The following is a 19334-nucleotide window of genomic DNA, read 5'->3' on the forward strand; positions in this document are numbered from 1 at the left end:
TGGCGGTGTCCGTAAGTCAGCGAGGGTATTTCCGGCGCGCGTTTGCTGATTAGCTATCGATTATCTGTCCCGGTTGTGCAATGCAACGTTTCAGCTCGCTACCGGGACAATGATTTATGCCACGGAACCGCATTTCGAGGCATTTTGCAGTTGCGTGGCACGGATTTCCATCCAAGCACACGTATCGAGCAATATTCAATTGTAGAAATCCCTGAAATTCCGCCATTTTCTCCACGAGGAATTTCTCGGTCGACGCGATTTTCAAAGGCATCTTTGCCACGCAACTGCAAAATGTCTTGACTTGCATTTGCGTGGCACAGAAATCCACCCCGATACTGCCAGAACGAACTTTCGGTCTATCAGGACAAGAAAAAGACCCTTACATACCCTCAGTCAAACCCGCATACTCCTCCGCAGCTGCATCGTCCCCTTGAAGCGCCGCACGAAGCAGTGGAATTAAATCCTCAGGAACGAATGCGATGGACTTTATTCCTTGTGGAGCATTCGCAATTATTGAGCTCCAGCACCGATAAAATATACTTTTATATAGCTCCGAAAGTTACAAAGCAAAGTTGGAGGCCTCAATGTTTAGCTCACAAAAGAAAAAGACAATACAAATCATAAAAGCCATATGTTTGGATAGCAATAGACTCGTAGCCTGCATCCGTCCCGCCAATCCGAATAATCAATGGACGTTGCCCGGTGGAATTACCTACAATGGGGAGGGGCCTGCCGACACACTGGAACGCACGCTGAAAGGCCTTTATGATGGTGAGTTATCAATTGGTTCGGAATTATGTCGCACCAATCTCACCCAAAATGGAACTAGATATCGCGTCACGACATATATTTGCTACCCCACTAACATCATTAATCACTTACCTGATGGAACGGAACTGCTCTGGCTGTCTCAAGCCGATATGGCAAATCATGTTTGGTCTAATATCGACCAAAAAGCAGCCGACCGAGTTATGTCACCATTATTCGGGGAAAGTGAATATCGCACCAAAAAAGCAATACAAGAACATGCTTTAGATGCAATAAATCTAACATTAGGAGAAATCGATTCTGACAACACCAAAAACCCCAATAATAAAGGCTATCCTGGGAACGTAATCGAACAAGTCTGGTTTAATCACCCTGCGGACAATATTTCTGCACCCGATTTTCCGGAAGCTGGAGTTGAATTAAAAGTTACACCAATAGATTTCAAAAAGACAAAAACAGGAGAAATCGAATTCAAGGCAGGAGAAAGACTCGTACTTAATATCATTAATTATAAGAACGAGGAGAAATCCACCTTTACAACAAGCTCTTTTTGGAATAAAAATAAATATATTGAAATTATACAATATCTGCGTAGAGATGTATCCAAAAAGAAGGAAACAGAAGATAAGCTACGCTATAAAGTCAAATATGCAAATCTACTCGCTCTTGAAGATATCAATGAGCCCGATTTTCCTCAAGATAATCTCATACGTTTATCCGATAAACATATGGTCGAAATAGAAGAGGATTGGACCAGAATACATAAACTAATCAAACAGGGGAGGGCCAATGAACTCACCGAATCAATGACCCGCACTCTGGGTACATGCACGAAAGGCAATAGCGACTATCGATTCACAGTCCAGTCAAACGGACAGCAAGCCAAGAGCCGCGCCTATTGTTTCAAGCAAGGTTTCATGACTACCTTACTCCAGGAATACATACTCAAGGACACCACTCTTCAGAGTTTGATACATGACACGAAAGCCCTAACATACAAAACCACCGAAGAAATAATTCTTGATTATTTCAATCCATATAGAGGACAAACACTTAACGACATCGCCAAATCCTTTAATTTAAATTGGCCTTTAAACAAAACTCCGAAGAATATCGTCTATTTATTAGTAAAGCGCATGCTCAATATTAATAGTCCGGACACGACCGCGGACACCGATGCAGGGCTTAACTCGATGAATGTCGAAGAATTCTCCAATGACCAAATACGAATTAAAACCATCACTTTATTCCACGGAGCACCAAAAGAAAACTTCAAGGTACAAGGAATCTCCGATTTCTTCCACTTATCCTCGCAACACTGGGAAGATTCAGATTTATATAAACTGCTAGAAACACAGCGTTTTCTATTACTTGTATTCGACAACAATAACAATAATTCGAAGGACTCAAATCCTTCGGGCATACAATTCCTTGGAGCCAAGTTCTGGAATGTGCCAGAAAAGGATTTGAATGGAATGATTAAATCCGTCTGGGAAGAGGATGTATCCAAGATACGAAACGGTGTTCATCTAATTTACGCTGGCGGCAAGGTACACAACAACTTCGTCAAAGAATCAGATGAACGAATATTGCACCTCCGCCCCGACGCAGCAAAATCTCAATATTGTCCTCCATATCAAATCGAATATGACGACGCCAACGGAAAGCATCACAAAAAGACGATAAATAACGCCCGCCAATTGCCCGCCCCAGCAAGCTGGGAGAACCGTCCCTCCAACCATGATATGTATACCGAGAACTATATGACCAAACAAGCCTGGTGGCTAAATCAGAAATATATGTTCAGCCAAATTGAGGAACTGTTGCCGAAGACCGCGTAGACCAAGTTAATCAAAAATCCATTTTTTCGGCTATACTGAATCCAGAAATATAGAACGATCGTTCGAATCGAAAGGAATGTTGTGGCTGCTGAGATAAGGATTGCGGAGCTGTTTGCCGGAGTCGGCGGGTTCCGCTTGGGACTCGACGGCTACGGCAAACCCGGGGATGATTTCTACATGGAACCCGCTGGCCCATTCCATACTATATGGGCTAATCAATGGGAACCAATGGGCCAAGAATCCAAGCAATTTGCGTGGCGCTGCTACGAACAGCATTTCGGCAAAGGTTCTTGCGTGAATGAGGACATCGCTAAAGTCTTAGACGAAGTCGATGCCGGAGAGAGAGCGATTCCCGACTTTGACATGCTCGTTGGTGGATTCCCTTGTCAAGACTATAGCGTTGCAAAGCCGCTCGCTCTCGCAGCCGGCATTGAGGGACGCAAAGGCGTTCTATGGTGGAGCATCAATCATCTCCTAGAGATGAGGCTGCCGAAAATTGTCTTACTGGAAAATGTTGACCGTCTGCTTAAATCCCCCGCAAGTCAACGCGGCCGTGATTTCGCCATCATTTTGTCTTGCCTGAATCGTTTGGGATACAACGTGGAATGGCATGTCGTCAATGCTGCTGAATACGGCATGCCCCAGCGCAGACGCCGAGTGTATATATACGCAGAGCATAATTCCGAATGGGGAAATCTTGAAGAGCGACTTCTCTCCACCGGCGTTATGGCACGTGCTTTCCCCATTAGGCCTAACGAAAAAGATAAGGGACTCGTTTATTTCAGCATCGGAAACGACCCTTACGAAGTCACGCAGACCTTTGGTAAGGGACACAAGGTAAGCCTATTTCGCAATACCGGTGTCATGATTAACGGACAGGTAGTCACCATGAAGGCAGACGCTGAATATGCAGGCAACCACATGACTTTAGGCGATGTACTAGTGCCTGCATCTGATGTCCCTGAGCAATTCTGGATTGACGAAACCAAAATCCCCTCTTGGACCTATCTCAAGGGAGGGAAGAAGGAAGAGCGCACCACTTCCGCCGGCTATACATACACCTACTCTGAAGGACCGGTGGCATTCCCTGATCCACTCACTTCGCCTAGCCGAACAATCTTGACTGGCGAAGGTGGGGCAGGAGCCAGCCGTACAAAACATGTCGTGGAGCAAGATGGCAGACTTCGCCGTTTGGTGCCGGATGAATTGGATCAATTGCAGATGTTCCCGAAAGGCTGGACGGATACCGGTATGAGCGATGGCCGACGTGCCTTCTGCATGGGCAATGCTCTAGTCACCGAAATTCCCCATCGCATCGGCGAAGTAATTGCCCATGACTATCAAGCTCAATAAAGAAGAATTGGCTAATATCGCCGAACATTACGGCATTGCGGAACTGTATATGTTCGGGTCTCTAGCTCGCGACGAGGCTTTGCCTGATTCCGATGTGGACCTGCTGTACCGGCTTAAACCCGAAGCCGCACTGAGAATGATGGCCAAGCAACAGCTCACCGATGATTTACAGCACTTTTTCGGTCGTAAAGCATCACTGCTTTCTTATGACTCACTGATTCGTCGTGCACAGCGGAGCCGAGCCAGCCGAATGTTCTTGAATCACATCAAGCCTGACTTGATTCAAGTTATCTAGCTGCATTTTCTGCATCATTTTCTGCATCATCAGCTGGTTTTCTGCATCATTTTGCACTGAAATGAGGCAGAAAAACATCAACATATAGCATATATGCTATATTGAGTACATGAAGACGATTGCTGAATTGCGCGAGGAACGCATGCGTTCACATATCAGCCAGAGCGAGGCAGCTAAGACGATGGGCACCACCCAGTCGGCGCTTTCACGCGCGGAACGCGAAGGCAATCCGACGCAGGATTTTCTGCAGCGTTATGAGCGCGCACTAGCGACCCTGGCCGGACATGCTCTCTCACACAAGACAACTGACGCAGATGCGAATGTTGAAGCAGAAGCCGCGAATGCCTCGCAACCCACCGCATCAGCGAACAGCACTCTAGAAATAGCTACGCTTAAACTCATCGTGTCTCGTCTTGTAGAGCGACATCACATTGCTGAAATGTATGTATATGGATCAGTAGCACGCGGAGATGCAAGACCAGACTCGGATGTGGATCTAATCTACCGTCTCAAACCTGGAGCATCTTACTCGATCATGGAGAAACAGCAGCTCATCGATGATCTGGAATCCATGCTTGGACGAACAGTATCCCTCATCTCTTATGACTCGTTACTGCGTCATGCCAAGCGCAGCCGCGCTAGCAAACGCTTTCTCGACCACATCACGCCTGACCTCATTAAGGTGGCATAATGCAAACTACGATTCATCATCACGACCAAGTATTCCGAGATCAAAGTACGCTCATCCGCTTGCTTGATCATCTCATTAACGCCATCAACGACATCGGCGACATACCATCATCTGCAGCGCTAGAGGATAACCGCATACGCTTTAACTCCGTAGCAATGGAAATGGCACAAGTGCAGGAATGTGCCCGCAAACTTTCAGATAGCTTCCGCAGCACAATGCCAAATCTGCCTTGGAATGAATTGCGTGCGCTGCGCAACGTAATCGTCCATGATTATGACGAAATCGATGTTGAATCACTGTACGATACCGTAACCAAGGATGCACCACATCTCGTTGCACAATTGCAGCCATTAGTCGACGCTATCGAAGACTAGTCACCACATATTAGGCCCAAACCATCTCAACCGCTACGACTTCTTAATGCTGTCGTCTGCCTCCGTATCTCCGTCCACGGCGGGAATCCAGTCGCCGTAGCCCTGAGCTTCCATCTGCGAGCGCGGCACGAAGCGCAGGGCGGCGGAGTTCATGCAGTAGCGCAGGCCGCCACGGTCGGCCGGTCCGTCCTCGAACACGTGGCCCAAGTGAATCTGCGTTTCTGCGGTGCGCACCTCAATGCGGTCGCGGCCGGGAATGCGATGATCCTCATGCTCGGTAAGTAGCGAACCCTTCAGCGGGCGGGAGAACGCCGGCCAGCCGCAGCCGGAGTCGAACTTGTCGCGCGACGAGAATAGCGGCTCGCCGCTGATGATGTCCACGTAAATGCCGGGCTCGAATTCCTCGTCGTATTCGTTGACGAACGGGCGCTCGGTTGCGGCCAGCTGCGTCACCGCGAACTGCTCCAGCGTCAGATCCCAAATCCGCTCGACATACTTCTGCCGGCGCTTCACGTTCGCGATCGCGGCAATCGGCACATGGCAGTAGCCGCCGGGGTTGTTGATCAGATAATCCTGATGGTGTGCCTCGGCCGGGTAGAAGTTCTTGAGCGGTTCCACCAGCACGGCCGGACGCTGCGGCTGACGGTCCACCAGCTGCTCCAGCGCCGCCGCGTACACGGTCTTCTGTGCATCATCCGTGTAGAACATGCCGGTGCGATACTGGCGGCCACGGTCCTCGCCCTGCTGGTTCACGGAGAACGGATCGATTACCTCCAGGAACAGCAGCGACAGCGTGCGCAGACTCACCTGAGCCGGGTCGAATACCACCTTCACTGTTTCGGCGGCATCGGTTTCGCCGGCACACACCTGCTCATAGGTGGGTGACTCCACCGTGGACTGCGCGTAACCGACCGTGGTGCCCACCACGCCATCCACGTTCTGGAAGTATCGCTCCAAGCCCCAGAAGCAGCCGCCGGCAAAATAGGCAGTCTGGGTGTTGGACTGCTGCGAAGCGGTCGCGCTTACGTTCGCGTCCGCATTATTCGAAGTGTTCACGTTCTCGCTCATACGCCTCACGTTACTCTGAACAACTACTCTGCACGGAATATGCTTGAGATTATGAGCAACGCGAATAATGAAGCACATCACTCCCCTGCAGAAACCAAGCCGCAGCAGCAGTCAAAAGCAACGTGGACTCAGGCGTCCGGACCGAAGCAAGCACGACTGACTATTGCGGTCACAGTCGTTGCCGTAGTGCTTATTGCGCTGGGGCTTGGTTTCTTTGTGAGTTGGGGGTTGGCTGCGATTGCGGTGATCATTATGGTTCCTGGTGCGATTTCGCTGGCGATTATCGCCAAGCATCCGGAATCGACGGGCGGGCGCAGCATGCTCGGAATCTCCAACCCGGACACACTGCTCGATCCGCTGCGCAGGCCTAGCGAGCGCCGCGGAAAGTAATCGACCGTTTATTTGCGCGCGCTGACCAGATAGTTCAGTACGGAACCAGCAGCCACGAGCAGGGCGCCGAACCAGAACGGCACGGATAGCGCGAGGCCGAGCAGCGCGGCGCTGGCACCAGTGGAGAGCACCGGCGTGGCATAGGACGCAATGGCCAAGCGCTCCATCGAGCCATGCAGAATGCCGTAGCCCCAGCAGGCGTAGCCGCCCGCAATCACCACGGCGGTAATCACCACGAATAACCATGACTTGAAGGTCGGCGCTTGAGCCGGCATTCCCTGGCCGGATGCGAAATGAATAATCCACAACGCCACAGCCACGCACGGGAAGAACACCGACGTACCATCCACGCCCTTGGACCAGGCCGGCGTAAACACCGCATAAATCGACCATGCGAACGCACCCAGGAACGCCAGAATATACGGCAGAGGATTTTGCGCGATATGCGCGGCCGCCGCATGCCAGTCAAGCCCGGAATTGCCGCCGACCGCCAGCACCACGCCGGCCGTGGCCACGACCGCACCCGGCAGCACTTTGAGTACTGCATTCTTGCGATGGGAAACACCGGCCGCGAGCAGCACCATCATCGTGGGCCATAAATAATTGACCAAGCTCACTTCCACAGACGAAGCATCCGTGGAAGCCAAGCCGAGCGAAAGCGAAATCGAGGATTCGTAGAACACGAACAGAAGTCCGCCGCCAATCAGATACTTGCGCGGAAACTCTTTAAGCGGTGCCGGGCGACGGAAAATCAGCAGCAGGATACCGCCGAACGTGTAGATCAGCGCGGAGCCGAGCGTGGCACCGAAGCCCTCGGACACGATGCGCACCGTGCCAGCCATGAAGCTCCACAGCACAATGGCCATCAGACCGACGACGGTCGCGCCTGAGGAGACTACATGACCGCCGGTCAAGTTTGGTTGGTTGCCCGCATTGCCGTTTGCGCTACTTGCGTTGTTCGCGTCGTTATGCGCATTCTGCGTGTTCTCCGCCACCGCGTCCCCCTTGTCCCCGCTGCATATTGTTCCGGGGCCACTCTACCCATCGGACGTGTACAACGCGGGAGCGCCCTTGCATATGCCTGTGCACATCATTCGTATGTCCGCGCAACTTACGGACCCCGCGCGAACATACGAATGATTATGGCGTAAGAATCGTTTGTATGTTCGCGCAGGCATTGTCGATTGCGCGCACATACAAACAAAAATGCCGGGCGAGGTATTGCCTCACTCGGCATTTTCATTGGCTATGTTTCCCGCCGCCCGTTGACTAGTCAGCGTAGAAAACGTAGAACGAGCAGCGCAGGGAACAAGCTTGATTGCTTGATTGCACGGGAACTTCGATTCCTATCAACCCAGTCGATTGCCTCCTCGTTCGGAGGCTGGCCCGGCGAACAGCGTCGTCGGACCATATGCTTCACAGCTGAGCTTCAGAACGAAGTTCGATTGATGGCTAAATCCGCTTAACGCATCAGCCCTCAATCGCGATCTGGTGCTTGGACTCGACTTGCGGCTGAGCCTGCATCTTCGGAACCTGGATGCACAGCGTGCCGTTGTTGTAGCTGGCGTGAATGTCGGATTCCTTCACGTCGTCGCCAACGTAGAAGCTACGAGAGCAAGAGCCCATATAGCGTTCGCGACGCAGCCAACGACCCTCATCGGAAGCGCAAACGCACTTCTGATCGGAAGCCTGAGCGTTCTCGCCACTAGCGGACTCAGGAGCCTTATCCTCATGCTCGCTGCTGCGAGATGCAGACACGGTCAGATAGCCGTTGTTGAGTTCGAGCTTGATATCGTCCTTCTTGAAGCCAGGCATGTCGATGTCAACATCGTAGCCGTTGGCAGTCTCACGCACATCCGTGTTCATCATGTTCGCCGGCATGGCCGCAGCCACCTGGTTGTCCATGTTGCGCCAACCCTCAAAGAACGGATCGTCGAACAGATCAGAGAACATCGTGTCATTCATCAAAGCCGGAAACATTGCCATAATCGGTACTCCTCAACTAGGAGAGAACCTGTTTGGCTACCAACCGCCAGCCCTGTGCAGGACCGACAGCGGTTATCGTGGCAGGCTCCGGAACCCTCCCGGGCTCTCAACCTTTGACCTTCACTTCACTCAATTCCCGAGGGCGGCAATCATTCCGGAGTTTTACCCACAGTGAAATTCCCCGAAATTTCGACTTCGCCGCCCCGCAGCCTCACATCTGCTGGGCGTTCTCAATCAGCGCATTCTTCAGGTCAGACTCGATCTGACGCATCTTGACCTGCGCGGCCTCGCGGTTAGCCTTGCCTTCCTTCTGAATCTGCACGGTTTCCTTCAGGGTGGCGATGAGCTCGGAGTTGATTTTCTCCAGCGTCTCGATTTCCACCACGGAGCGCTGGTTGGCCTTCTCGGCATCCACCGCGCCCTTGTGCAGGGCGGCCGCGTTCTTCTGCAATAGCTTGTTGGTCACATCGTCGGCCTTGTTCTGCAGATCCAGGGCCTTGCGCTGGTTGGACAGGCCCAGCGCGATTACCATCTGGCTCTTCCACACCGGGATCGTGGTGGAGATGGTGGTGTCGATCTTGTCCACGATGGTCTGGTCCGCGTTCTGGATGATCTTGATCTGCGGCGCGGTCTGCAACGTCACTACGGAAATACGGTCGAGATCGTCAAGACGCTTCTCGAAACGATCCAGCTTGGCTTTGAAGTCCTTCAGCAGCTGCGCTTGCATCGGGTCGCCGCTCTTCTGTGCCTCGGCCTCCAAAGCAGGCAACTGAGTGGCACGGAAGTCAGCGAGCGCCTTCTTGCCGGCCAGCACAGTGATCTTTAGCTCGCGATACTGCTGTGCGTTCTGCGTGTACATCGTGTCGTACATGGAAATGTCCGCAACCAAGCGCGACTGTGCGGCCTCAAGCTTGACGATAATCTCGTCGATCTGCGCATCAACCTTCTGGTAACGGCGGCGCAGCTTATCAATGGAGACGGCGACCTGTCCCAAAATCGGAATCTTACGGAAGCCGCCGAGCTCGGCCTCATCGATGGTCACGAGCATGGTGTTGAGCAGCTCGCCCGCCTCGCCTGTGTCTTTGGAACGGGTTTCAGACAGGATTTCGTCCGCGAATGTGGAGGTGGCGCGCTGGGCATCCTTGCCGTAGGAGGATTCGATGCCTTCGCGCGTGAAGTCGATGCTGCTGGCCATCTGCGTGACCTGCTGCTGGTCTGCTTCCGGCAGTTTGGCGATCTGCTGGTCCGGGGTCAACGCTGCGGCGGCCTGTGCCTCGGCGGCAGTAGGCACTAATACTCCATTCGCCGCGCCAGTACCAGCGCTCAGCGCTGGGCTGGTGACAGCGGCGGTGCTGCCCTTGGCGAGGTCTGCGAGGGTGATTTGTGTGGTCATTTGGGTTCCTTTCGTAACGGCTGCGATTGATGATGGAGCAAAAGAGAGCTACTGCTGTAAATCGACACCTTTCAGAGTGGAGATGAGCTGCTGCATGGCGTCGTTGTTGGGCAGTTCGGAAACGGCTGGAACCTGCTCAAGGGTACCGGGTACGCCAAAGCGCTTGATGGAGTCGGTGCCGGCGAAGTTGGCTGCACGGAAACCGTGACGCTCCCATGCGAGCTTCTGCACTTTCTGGCTCTTCAGCACGCTCAACAGCTTGGAGCCTTTGTCGTCCAGCGCCATCAACGTGTGCGTGCTCCACACGGTCGGCGTGGGATAAACGACCACCACGTCATCCTTGATTTGTTTGAATGCGTCCGGCTGGTTTACGGCCAAATCCAGCAGTTGCGATTCGTAGCCCACCATCATCGGCTTCGAACCCACACCGAGCGTCAGGAATTGGTTGAACGCGTCTTCCGAAGAGGTTTCCATCCAGCCCGACTTGGCGAAAATCGCCTTGATTTTCTCGCCGTCGCGGGCCACAGAATCCGTGGTGGCCGGCTGCCCACCGTTCATCACGGTGGCTATCAGCGCCGCGTATTCGTTGCCTGAGTTCGACTGCACCGGGTCGGTGGAGTCGATACGGAACTGTCCGTAACCATTCGCGTAGCCCACGTCCGTCCACGTCTTGTTGTTGACCATCGCGTCCACGGCTTTGGCCATGTCCATGTGGTACGCACCGGAATCATCCTTGGTAATCAGACCGCTGGCCACCAGCCCCTCGGCCACCGCCTTATGCGTGTACAGCACAATCGGCGAGTTGAAGACGATGTCGCTTTGCGCGGCCTTCACGCCCTTGGCTTTGCCGTATTCCACGGCCGCACGCGAGGAGGGGAACAGGTAATCCATGCCCTTGGTGTCGGCGTCCATCATGGCCAGCGATCCGGCCTTGCGGTAGTCGATGTTGAGGCCCTGCTCGGCGGCGAGCGCCTTAAATTTGGCATCATCGAAGAGCCCGATTTTTTCGCCGCCCAGGTAACCGTTCACGCTGACTTGTTCCACAGGGGCCGCGGGCTTCGGCTGGGCTTGTCGCCAAACCAAGGTGCCGCAGATCACTGCCACTACTGCGAGCAGCGCGATAAGTCCGATGATTTTCGATTTCGATAGTTTCATTCCTGCTCCTGCCGCCCTTCTGCCGGTTTCTGGGCCGGCTTGGACCGCACTGGTTCCGGCTGGGGCTGATTCCCGCTCGCCCAGCTCAGTCGATCAAACTGCTCCAATTGATCCGATTGCTCACGCTGATTCGTCAATTGCGACTGTGCATTGCGTTGCGCTGGCCTCTGCTGCGATTGCGGCTGCGTCGCGGCATCGTACCCATCCATGCGCGCCAAGCGCTGGATTGCATCGGAATCAGCTGCGATGCCCAAGGTTTTGGCGCTGACCGCGCGGCTCAGCTCGCCGGCCGCGGTCTGCTCAAGCACCTGCAGTGCCTCGATGGTTTCTGTGCGCGCTTTGGCGATTTGGTCGCGCGCGCCCGAGCTTTCCACATCCACATAGGAGCGCAGCAGCTGCTCGGTTTGCTCACCGTACACAGTGATGTAGTGGCGCAGCGTCTGATAGGCGGAGGTGTCGCGGGTCACGTAGTTCACCAGGTCGCGCGTGGCCACGATGAAATCGTTGGATTCCGCGCGCACGGAGGCATCGCGCACTTGGGAGGTCAGCGTAGCAATCGAGCGCAGCCGAGCATTGGCAGCATCAATGGCATCAGCCGCCTTCTGCCCATTGGGCAACGCAGAGGCCAGGGCTCGGCCGATTCGCCGTTCGGGCTCGGTCAATGTGGACACCGCCACATAGCCGAGACCGGCCAGCACCACGGCCACACCGGCACCGACCACGCCGCCGCCGGCCAGCCAGAAGCCGAAGCCGGCGAGCGCCAACCCAGCTATGAATCCGCAGATTACTTGGAGCATCAGTTGAACCCCTTGACCTGACGGAACACGGAGGCAAGATCGCCAGAGCGGCCATCGAATACCTTGGCGTTGCTGAGTTTTGCGAGCGATTTCAGCTGGCTGGAATCGGCGTCTCCGAACATGATGGAGAAGACCGGCACATCGCGGCCACTGCTCTGGTATGCGGATTCGAATGCTTTCTGATTGTCAGTCATTGAACGGCCATCAGTCATCAGCACAATGGCTGTGGTGTATTTGGAGGCTTCTGATTCGCTGGGCAGCTGCTGCAATGCGGCTTCGAGACCGGCGTAAATATCGGTGCCGCCGCTGGCCTCGGTGACTTGCGCGTCGTTCAGTAGTTTGCCGGTGTTCGTGCCAGTGGCCTTAACCGGATCATGGGCCTCGGATTCAAACGGAATCAGAATGTTCACATCACCATCCGCGGGCTCGATATAAGCGGCCTTGGCTTTGTTCTGGTCCAGTGCGGCGTTAAGGCCCTTGACCACACCATCCTTGCCCTCACCAGACATTGAACCGGAGTAATCAACCACCCAAACAGTCCAGCTTGGCTTCCTCAGCACGGTCTGGTACACGTTCAGCGCGCTGTTAATAACCGAGGCCGCAGGCAATGGAATGGTTTTAAGCGCGGAAGCATCAGTATTGATGCCCCATTCAGCACGGAAGGATTGCTGCACTTGGGAATCCGATGCGTAGGCGAGTGCGCCACCGAGACCGGTACGGCGGCCTGCGCGTTCGAATTCGAGCTTGGAATCCTTGGAGCTGAGCGCCTTGGCGAACGAGTCGAATGCGTCCTTGAGCTTCTGGCCGCGGTCCACGTAGCCCAGCGGTGAATCAGAAACGGCTATGCCATCGGACGGGTAGATGGCGAGCAACGGATCGTGACCTTTTTTGGTCAGTGTCTTATCCGCCTGAATCACCAGGGACTCATAGTTGACCATTGAATCGAAGCGATCAGGCTTGGCGACCACCATGTCTTTAAGCCAGTCTGAAGAACCGGAGGAGCGGTCCACGCCGGAGAGCAGCTTGGTCACGGAATCCTTAAGCTCAGTATTGCTCAAATCCTGTTCGCTTAACGGCTGGTCGCCGCCGCGCAATGCGGTCATAAAGGCCAGGTAAGCGGAGGCACCTGAATTTGATTGGGTGGCGGAAGTCATCGAGAATTTGAGAGCCCCGTTGCTGACCGCGGAGAGAATGTCTGCAGTGGAGACCGGCTTGGTTTTCCCGGAGTCATCTGCCCAGCCGAGGTTGATTGCTTTGGATTTGGCGATGCCGAACACGATAGGCGTGGTGGATGTGCTGGTGGCGTCTTTGACGATATGTTTGGTGTCGCCCATTGAAATCCACATGGAGGAGGCCGGCCAGACGGCGTCGTAGTCCTCGCCGCCATTCTTGAGCGCATTCATGATTTCCAGCGAACCCATGTAGTGCATGGTGATGGCCACATTAGATTCATCGGCGGCCTTCTGGATGGCGGTGGCCACTTCCTTGTTTTCCGAGCCGGAGGCGATGCTCAGAGTAGCGGTCGGCTTGTTGTTCGATGGCGTGAATGTTTGCGTGTTTGCGTTAGCGTCATCCGCGGAATCATTATTAGAATTCAGTCCAGCATTAATCGAGCAGCCGGTCAGTACAAGCGCGCCGGCGCATACTAGTGCCGCAACCGCTGCGGCGCGGCGACGAAGAGAAGAGACAATGCCCATAATTCCATTCTTCTCCCGCCTTATAAAGAGGCTATACCTCAAGGTGACAGAAAAATGAACTCTCAATGAAGAACTACACTCAGCTACGTAGTTATCGATGGGTGCAGGGCATCAACGCCGAAGCCCCGACCATTATCTATCAGCCACCAATCACAACCAACATCCCTCATTAACACAACCGCCACATCATTAAGCACAACCGCCACACTGAGCGCAAGGAATTCGGGCCAGAACCCTTGTCCTCCCGAATTTCTTGCACTCAGCAACCGTCAGTGCAAGAAATTCGGGAAATGACCGCCATTCTCCGGAAATCCTTGCGCTGAGTGAGTGTCAGTGCAAGGATTTCGGGAAGTAGCCAGTTATTTCCGGAATTTCTTGCACTGATATGTGTTCACCGCGACTTCGCTACGCGGCTTCACTGCGATGCATAGGAAACACCATTAGTACGAGGCGCTGGCGATCATTGGATCATCGTAGAAACTCAAGATCTTATCCAAATACGGCTTATAGGTGCTATTGGGCATTGAGAAGATCTCGTGACGCGATTCAGGGAAGCGCACCAGATTGGCTTCGCCGCCACCATCTTTGACCAGTTGGATGAACTTGTTTTGAGGCTTATTCAGCACCCAAATATCGTGGCCGGATTGGAACAATAGAATCGGGGTTTCCACTTCCGCACAGGCCGAAGGTTTCAGCACTGCACGATTCAGCTTCAACGCCTGACGCACCCATTCGAACGCTGCGCAATAAGTCTGGTATTCCGGATTTTCACAGCGCAGTTTGAAGTACCAACGTTCGCGCGCTTCGGATGCGCCTTCATTGCCCTTCATTGAAAATTCCGGCGTGAAGTCGGTTTGCCCGAATACGCGCTTCTTGCTGAAGCCCAGACCACACAAAGTGCCGACCAGCACACGAGCCACATTCAGCGGCATACCGGTAGCGGGGGCAATCATCGGCGCGGAAAGCACGGCCTTATCAAACAGGGTTGGGTATTGTTCCAACACTGCAGCGCCGATACCGCCGCCCATTGAATGACAGAACAGATTCAGCGGCATACCGGCCGCATACTGCTGCCCGATGGTTTCGGCGAATGCGGCCAAATCAGCCACGTAGCGGCGCCAATTGTCAATCCACACCATGCAGGGGTTTTCTACATCGCGCGCGGATTTGCCGTGGCCGCGGTGTTCCAGTATGCACACCGAGTAGCCGGCGAGGAGGAAGTACCAGACGAGCTCATCGTATTTTTCGGCGAACTCGGTGAAGCCGTGGCTAATCACGATGGCACCGCGGAATGTGGCGGTTGCGCCTTCTTCACGGATGGCATCGAATTTGCCAGCGTCATAACACAGGTAGTGCAGCTGACCGGATCGACCGCCGGTATCCATAAGCCCGGAAAGCGGTTCGAGCCCAGCCGCACGCTCGGCGGCGGAAGGATCGAACCAGCCTTCGTCGCGGCACTGTTCAAGTGCCGGCAACACGGTATTCTGCATGGTTTCGGCGTACTTGTTTTCGTCGATCATCGTCAGCTGCATGTCCTTATTGTAAAACCCTCCGTTCAGGCCAGTGATTCCTTGAGGAAGTCGCGCTGGAGAATGAGCAGGTTTTCGGCCACGGTTTCATCGTTGGTCATGTGTGTGATGCCGGTGAGCGGCAAGAAGGTGTGCGGGCGGCCGGCCGCCATCAACGCCTGAGAGAGGCGCAGACTGTGAGCGATGGTGACGTTGTCATCAGCAAAGCCGTGGATGAGCATCAGCGGTCGCTCCAGCTTGGGAGCATCCTGAATGATGCCGTTGCGGCGATACACCTCCGGATCGAGGCCAAGATAGCGTTCGGTGTAATGGGTGTCGTACAGCGTCCAGTCGGTAGGCGGAGCACCGGCGCAAGCGGCCTTGAACACGTTCGGCGCGTCGAGCACGGCGAGCGCGGAAAGGAAGCCGCCGTAGGACCAGCCGATCATGCAGACTTTATCGAGATCGGGAGCGGGGATGACAGCAGCATCGTCGTCCGCATTGAGTTCGGCTATCGCCTCGGGCAAAGCGTTGACGGCCTCAATTTGGTCGGCGAGCGTCACGTCTTTCATGTCCTCGAAAATCGCGCGATCCCAGGCAGGGCCACGTCCGGTGGTTCCACGGCCGTCCGCCGTGACCACGAGGAAGCCCTGATCGGCCCACCATTGGCCTTCCCAATAGAAGGATTGCGCATCCACAACCTGCTGGAATCCAGGGCCACCGTACGGCTTCATTAGCACAGGCAAGTTGGCAGCATTCGCGTATGGGCTATCGGCGCTTGGCGCAATGATTGCGGTGTAAAGGCGGTGCTCACCGAGGCGCGTGAAGCGCACGTTCGGCGTGAAACCTGGCTCATCGGCATAGTTGGCGATGCTGGCGATACCGCCATGTGCCTGCGGCAGTTTGCCGCGCAATACAGCATCGGCAACCGCATCAGTCACAGAATCTGATGCCACCACGTGCGTCATTTCGACCTTGGCATGCTCCATATCGCGGCCGGTAATCACCATGCCGCACTTGCCCGCGGATGCCGTCCAAACACCGGGGCGTGTGGTGACCGGAATCACGGCGCAACCAGAATCATCACCATAAGTATCGTCATAATCGAAGATCACCACGTCGAAGCTGCGCGCGTCATGTTCGCCGCCGCGGTCGGACCAAACAGCTGGCACTTCAGGAGCCAAATCAGGTTCGCGCTGCACCACGGCCATCACGTTGCCATCATCCACATTGAGTACCTCGCGCACATTCCAGCCAGCCGGCGTGAATGGGCGGCCGTCCACGGTCAGACGGTTCGTGTCCGTCTCCATATCGTTCAGCGCGCACACCAAATGGCCGCTCGGCGTGTAGGCGGGAGTGCCCGGCACCAAGTCAATCCACTGATTGTTCGTATGCTCCTCCAGCACACGGGTGGCACCAAGCTGCGGAGCATCGTCGCCGTTTGCCAAGTCTGCAGTAGCAACGGCCACCTCGAGCACCTGATCGGCTGTCTGGCGACGGTTCTGCACGAGCACCAGCGGATCATGGCCTTCCGCCCAGTTCACGGCAGCAACGTACTCGTAGGCCTCGCGATCCCAGTCCACATCGGCATTTGCGGTGATACCGGCGTATCGATTGTTCTCATCAAAAGCCAGGGAGATTACGGTCAGGTACACATCGGCATTTTGGGCCAATGCGCGCGGGTAACGACGACCGGCAGCCGCGTGCTCGGGGTCGGCAGGGTCGCTGATGTACCAGATCGGCTCGTCGGCGGTATCAAAGGATTCAAACAGCACATGGTGGGAATCCGGCGACCACCAAAAACCGTCGTATCGGTTCATTTCCTCGCCGGCTACGAATTCAGCCAAGCCGATCTTCCATGTGTTCTCAGCCGGGTTGCCGTCTTCGTCTTCCACGCTGACGCCGTAAATAGCGGTGATGCGATCGGTAGAGGCGGCATCCCAGTCGCCAATATCCACCAGCATCAGGTAAGCGCCGGTTGTGTACAGCACATGAGAACCATCCGGAGCAATGCGCGGATTCAACACAGGCGCATACGTTTCCGAATCTCCGTCCAGCCATTCGCCGGCCAGCTCGCGGGTGCGAGCCACAGGAACCTTGATGGCCACCTCGGTCTCGCTGGATCCACCAAGTTCCTCTTCCTCAGCAGCTGCATCGCCGGCATCAACCACCGATTCAACTGCGTCCTGCCAATCAATTTCCGTCAGATACAAACGGCCATTAATCGTAAAGACCACACGATCGCCGGCATCATCCACTGAATAATTCACAATGCCGGTGCCGCCTTCACGAGCGCGTTCGCGGCGAGCGCGCTCCTCAGCAGGCACGTTTTCACTATCCGCATCCGCACCCAGCAATTCACGCGGATCGGCGAGCTTAGTTTCGTGATGTTCCCCAGCCGCATCGAACCAGCTCAGCCACAAAGCAGTCACCAAATCTTCCGGACCGTCCGAGCGCAAAAACAGCGCGGTCGAACCGTCTCCTATAACGCGTGCCGAACGTGGAGAGCCGCTGGTGAACCGCAACGTCCGCGCCTTACGGCGAGGAAAATCCTTGATGGCATCATTGATATCAATCGTTTCATTCATGCCTTACAACCTACGCCGTTGTGCGGAGATGGTGCGCCACACCCACGCCAGCCCTAAAATCACCCTTAAATTTTGGAAATTCTGCACTCATAATTGGTGATTTGGCCGGTTTTTTGCACCATATTCCCAAGGCCGCGTAGGATAGGTGACGATTAGAAAGGGAGGACTATGAGCGTTCTCGACCGTTTTGAAAAAAGCGTGGAGGGTGCAGTCAACGGAGTATTCGCCAAGTTTGGCTCCAAAGACCTGCAGCCTGTTGATCTTTCCAGCGCCCTGGAGCGTGAGATCGACGCGGAAGCCATGCCGGTGGGCCGCGACCGCACGGTGGCCCCGAATGAATATCGTTTCAAGCTCAGCACCCCGGACTTTGACCGTATCGAAGCATGGGGCAGCGAGACTTTGGCCAACGAGCTTGCCGACAACCTCACTGAATACGCCAAGAGCCAGCATTACGCATTCGTTGGCCCCGTGGTTGTGATCTTTGAGGAAGATCTGAACCTCACCAAGGGCAATTTCAACCTCACTTCCGAATCCGTGCAGGGCAATGCTGTGCCCGTCACCACGGACGCGCAGACCGAGGATAGCCCGGTGCTTGAGGTGAACGGCAACCAGTATCTGCTCACCAAAGAGAAGACCGTGATCGGCCGCGGCTCCGGCTGCGACATTGTGATTGATGATCCGGGCATCTCCCGTAAGCATCTTGAGATTGACATCACGGCAAACGGTGTTATCGCACGCGACCTGGGTTCCACCAACGGCACGTATGTGGAGGGCCATCAGGTGCCCGCCGCAACACTGCTCGACGGCAATACCATTACCATCGGCCGCACGCGCATCCTGTTCTGGGCCTCGGCACAGGCGCAGGAGTAGCCCCGAGTCCCCGCTCAAAGGTCCTTCATATGACCGAATTGACTTTTGCCCTACTGAAGTATGGTTTTCTGGCCTTACTGTGGGTTTTTATATGGCTTGCGGTCCGTTCGCTGCGCCAAGACATCGAAACGTTCAGCCCGCGCCCTTCGCGTTCTCGCCGTCGCCGCGAGCGCGAAGCCCACAAGGTGAAGGCCGAGGCGCCGCGTGCACCAGCTGCAGCTGCACGAAGTTCCGCAGCGGCGTCGGCGGGCCGTCACAGCCAGCAGCCTACGTTGTTGGTGATTATCGACGGGCCTCTTGCCGGCAGCTCGGTGCCGCTTGGCGAGTCCGAAATTACTTTGGGCCGTGCCGCTTCCAATACCGTGGTGTTGGATGACGAGTTCGTCTCTTCGCATCATGCTCGCGTGTACTTGGATGCCGCTTCCGGCCAGTGGGCCATTGAGGACCTGCATTCCACGAACGGCACTGTTGTGAACCAGCAGCGCATTAATCGCCCCACCATTCTTCCTGCCCGTATTCCTGTGCGCATCGGCGCCACAACCTTCGAACTGAGGTAGCCG

At 54.9% G+C, this 19334-nt stretch carries 16 protein-coding genes and 1 pseudogene; 8 read left to right on the forward strand and 9 right to left on the reverse strand.

Translation table 11 applies throughout. From position 1 onward, the window contains the following. Positions 1-584: 584 nt before the first annotated feature. The 5 genes from BISA_RS08510 to BISA_RS08530 all read left to right on the forward strand — a co-directional run bounded on the left by BISA_RS08510 (position 585) and on the right by BISA_RS08530 (position 5322). A complete protein-coding gene (locus BISA_RS08510; protein WP_051917444.1) occupies positions 585-2609 on the forward strand; it encodes a Sau3AI family type II restriction endonuclease in 2025 nt (674 codons plus the stop codon). 81 nt (positions 2610-2690) lie between these two features. Further along, entirely contained in the window at positions 2691-3962 is a 1272-nt protein-coding gene (gene dcm / locus BISA_RS08515) for a DNA (cytosine-5-)-methyltransferase (RefSeq protein WP_152597246.1), read from the forward strand. Further along, positions 3943-4257 (forward strand): nucleotidyltransferase family protein, encoded by a 315-nt coding sequence (locus BISA_RS08520; RefSeq protein WP_033891425.1) that lies wholly within the window; start codon positions 3943-3945, stop codon positions 4255-4257. Before dcm ends, BISA_RS08520 begins: the two co-directional genes overlap by 20 nt. A gap of 109 nt (positions 4258-4366) precedes the next feature. After that, positions 4367-4948 carry a nucleotidyltransferase domain-containing protein gene (locus BISA_RS08525; protein WP_033891426.1) on the forward strand — a complete coding sequence of 194 codons (582 nt, stop codon included), beginning with the start codon at positions 4367-4369 and terminating at the stop codon, positions 4946-4948. Then, entirely contained in the window at positions 4948-5322 is a 375-nt protein-coding gene (locus BISA_RS08530; RefSeq protein ID WP_033891427.1) for a HepT-like ribonuclease domain-containing protein, read from the forward strand. Before BISA_RS08525 ends, BISA_RS08530 begins: the two co-directional genes overlap by 1 nt. A 33-nt stretch (positions 5323-5355) precedes the next feature. On the opposite strand, the gene msrA is transcribed toward BISA_RS08530, so the two are convergent. Next, positions 5356-6390: a peptide-methionine (S)-S-oxide reductase MsrA gene (gene msrA / locus BISA_RS08535; protein WP_033891429.1), complete on the reverse strand. Its 1035-nt coding sequence runs from the start codon at positions 6388-6390 to the stop codon at positions 5356-5358. 51 nt (positions 6391-6441) lie between these two features. Between msrA and BISA_RS08540 the strand changes: the two genes are divergently transcribed. Further along, a complete protein-coding gene (locus BISA_RS08540) occupies positions 6442-6780 on the forward strand; it encodes a hypothetical protein (protein ID WP_237746125.1) in 339 nt (112 codons plus the stop codon). Between the two features lie 8 nt (positions 6781-6788). Here BISA_RS08540 and yddG read toward each other — a convergent pair whose 3' ends face one another. The 8 genes and pseudogenes from yddG to BISA_RS08580 all read right to left on the reverse strand — a co-directional run bounded on the left by yddG (position 6789) and on the right by BISA_RS08580 (position 17904). Beyond that, a complete protein-coding gene (gene yddG, locus BISA_RS08545) occupies positions 6789-7775 on the reverse strand; it encodes an aromatic amino acid DMT transporter YddG (protein ID WP_033891430.1) in 987 nt (328 codons plus the stop codon). 475 nt (positions 7776-8250) lie between these two features. Next, positions 8251-8766: an Hsp20/alpha crystallin family protein gene (locus BISA_RS08550; protein ID WP_033891431.1), complete on the reverse strand. Its 516-nt coding sequence runs from the start codon at positions 8764-8766 to the stop codon at positions 8251-8253. Between the two features lie 211 nt (positions 8767-8977). Continuing rightward, positions 8978-10159 (reverse strand): toxic anion resistance protein, encoded by a 1182-nt coding sequence (locus BISA_RS08555; RefSeq protein ID WP_237746126.1) that lies wholly within the window; start codon positions 10157-10159, stop codon positions 8978-8980. Positions 10160-10207: 48 nt separating this feature from the next. Further along, positions 10208-11314: a substrate-binding domain-containing protein gene (locus BISA_RS12610; protein ID WP_033891432.1), complete on the reverse strand. Its 1107-nt coding sequence runs from the start codon at positions 11312-11314 to the stop codon at positions 10208-10210. Next, positions 11311-12111 carry a 5-bromo-4-chloroindolyl phosphate hydrolysis family protein gene (locus BISA_RS08565; RefSeq protein ID WP_237746127.1) on the reverse strand — a complete coding sequence of 267 codons (801 nt, stop codon included), beginning with the start codon at positions 12109-12111 and terminating at the stop codon, positions 11311-11313. Before BISA_RS08565 ends, BISA_RS12610 begins: the two co-directional genes overlap by 4 nt. Then, a pseudogene (locus tag BISA_RS13530) lies at positions 12111-12710 on the reverse strand (vWA domain-containing protein); the annotation flags it as partial. The pseudogene BISA_RS13530 and the gene BISA_RS08565, both read right to left, overlap by 1 nt. Positions 12711-14248: 1538 nt before the next feature. Then, entirely contained in the window at positions 14249-15340 is a 1092-nt protein-coding gene (locus BISA_RS08575) for an alpha/beta fold hydrolase (RefSeq protein WP_033891435.1), read from the reverse strand. Positions 15341-15363: 23 nt separating this feature from the next. Beyond that, complete coding sequence (locus BISA_RS08580) at positions 15364-17904, reverse strand: prolyl oligopeptidase family serine peptidase (RefSeq protein WP_033891436.1); 2541 nt, start codon at positions 17902-17904, stop codon at positions 15364-15366. Between the two features lie 168 nt (positions 17905-18072). On the opposite strand from BISA_RS08580, the gene BISA_RS08585 reads away from it, so the two are divergent. Further along, entirely contained in the window at positions 18073-18774 is a 702-nt protein-coding gene (locus tag BISA_RS08585; RefSeq protein ID WP_033891437.1) for an FhaA domain-containing protein, read from the forward strand. Between the two features lie 29 nt (positions 18775-18803). Next, positions 18804-19331: an FHA domain-containing protein FhaB/FipA gene (locus BISA_RS08590; RefSeq protein ID WP_033891438.1), complete on the forward strand. Its 528-nt coding sequence runs from the start codon at positions 18804-18806 to the stop codon at positions 19329-19331. Positions 19332-19334 lie beyond the last annotated feature (3 nt).

This window comes from Bifidobacterium saguini DSM 23967 (assembly GCF_000741715.1).
GTDB classification, from domain to species: Bacteria; Actinomycetota; Actinomycetes; order Actinomycetales; family Bifidobacteriaceae; genus Bifidobacterium; species Bifidobacterium saguini.

Excerpts from the sequence above, each read along its gene's own strand:
- BISA_RS08510 (WP_051917444.1), top strand. The coding sequence starts at position 585 with ATGTTTAGCTCACAAAAGAAAAAGACAATACAAATCATAAAAGCCATA.
- BISA_RS08520 (WP_033891425.1), top strand. The coding sequence starts at position 3,943 with ATGACTATCAAGCTCAATAAAGAAGAATTGGCTAATATCGCCGAACAT.
- BISA_RS08525 (WP_033891426.1), top strand. The coding sequence starts at position 4,367 with ATGAAGACGATTGCTGAATTGCGCGAGGAACGCATGCGTTCACATATC.
- BISA_RS08530 (WP_033891427.1), top strand. The coding sequence starts at position 4,948 with ATGCAAACTACGATTCATCATCACGACCAAGTATTCCGAGATCAAAGT.
- msrA (WP_033891429.1), bottom strand. The coding sequence starts at position 6,390 with ATGAGCGAGAACGTGAACACTTCGAATAATGCGGACGCGAACGTAAGC.
- BISA_RS08540 (WP_237746125.1), top strand. The coding sequence starts at position 6,442 with ATGAGCAACGCGAATAATGAAGCACATCACTCCCCTGCAGAAACCAAG.
- BISA_RS08550 (WP_033891431.1), bottom strand. The coding sequence starts at position 8,766 with ATGGCAATGTTTCCGGCTTTGATGAATGACACGATGTTCTCTGATCTG.
- BISA_RS08555 (WP_237746126.1), bottom strand. The coding sequence starts at position 10,159 with ATGACCACACAAATCACCCTCGCAGACCTCGCCAAGGGCAGCACCGCC.
- BISA_RS12610 (WP_033891432.1), bottom strand. The coding sequence starts at position 11,314 with ATGAAACTATCGAAATCGAAAATCATCGGACTTATCGCGCTGCTCGCA.
- BISA_RS08565 (WP_237746127.1), bottom strand. The coding sequence starts at position 12,111 with ATGCTCCAAGTAATCTGCGGATTCATAGCTGGGTTGGCGCTCGCCGGC.
- BISA_RS08575 (WP_033891435.1), bottom strand. The coding sequence starts at position 15,340 with ATGCAGCTGACGATGATCGACGAAAACAAGTACGCCGAAACCATGCAG.
- BISA_RS08580 (WP_033891436.1), bottom strand. The coding sequence starts at position 17,904 with ATGAATGAAACGATTGATATCAATGATGCCATCAAGGATTTTCCTCGC.
- BISA_RS08585 (WP_033891437.1), top strand. The coding sequence starts at position 18,073 with ATGAGCGTTCTCGACCGTTTTGAAAAAAGCGTGGAGGGTGCAGTCAAC.
- BISA_RS08590 (WP_033891438.1), top strand. The coding sequence starts at position 18,804 with ATGACCGAATTGACTTTTGCCCTACTGAAGTATGGTTTTCTGGCCTTA.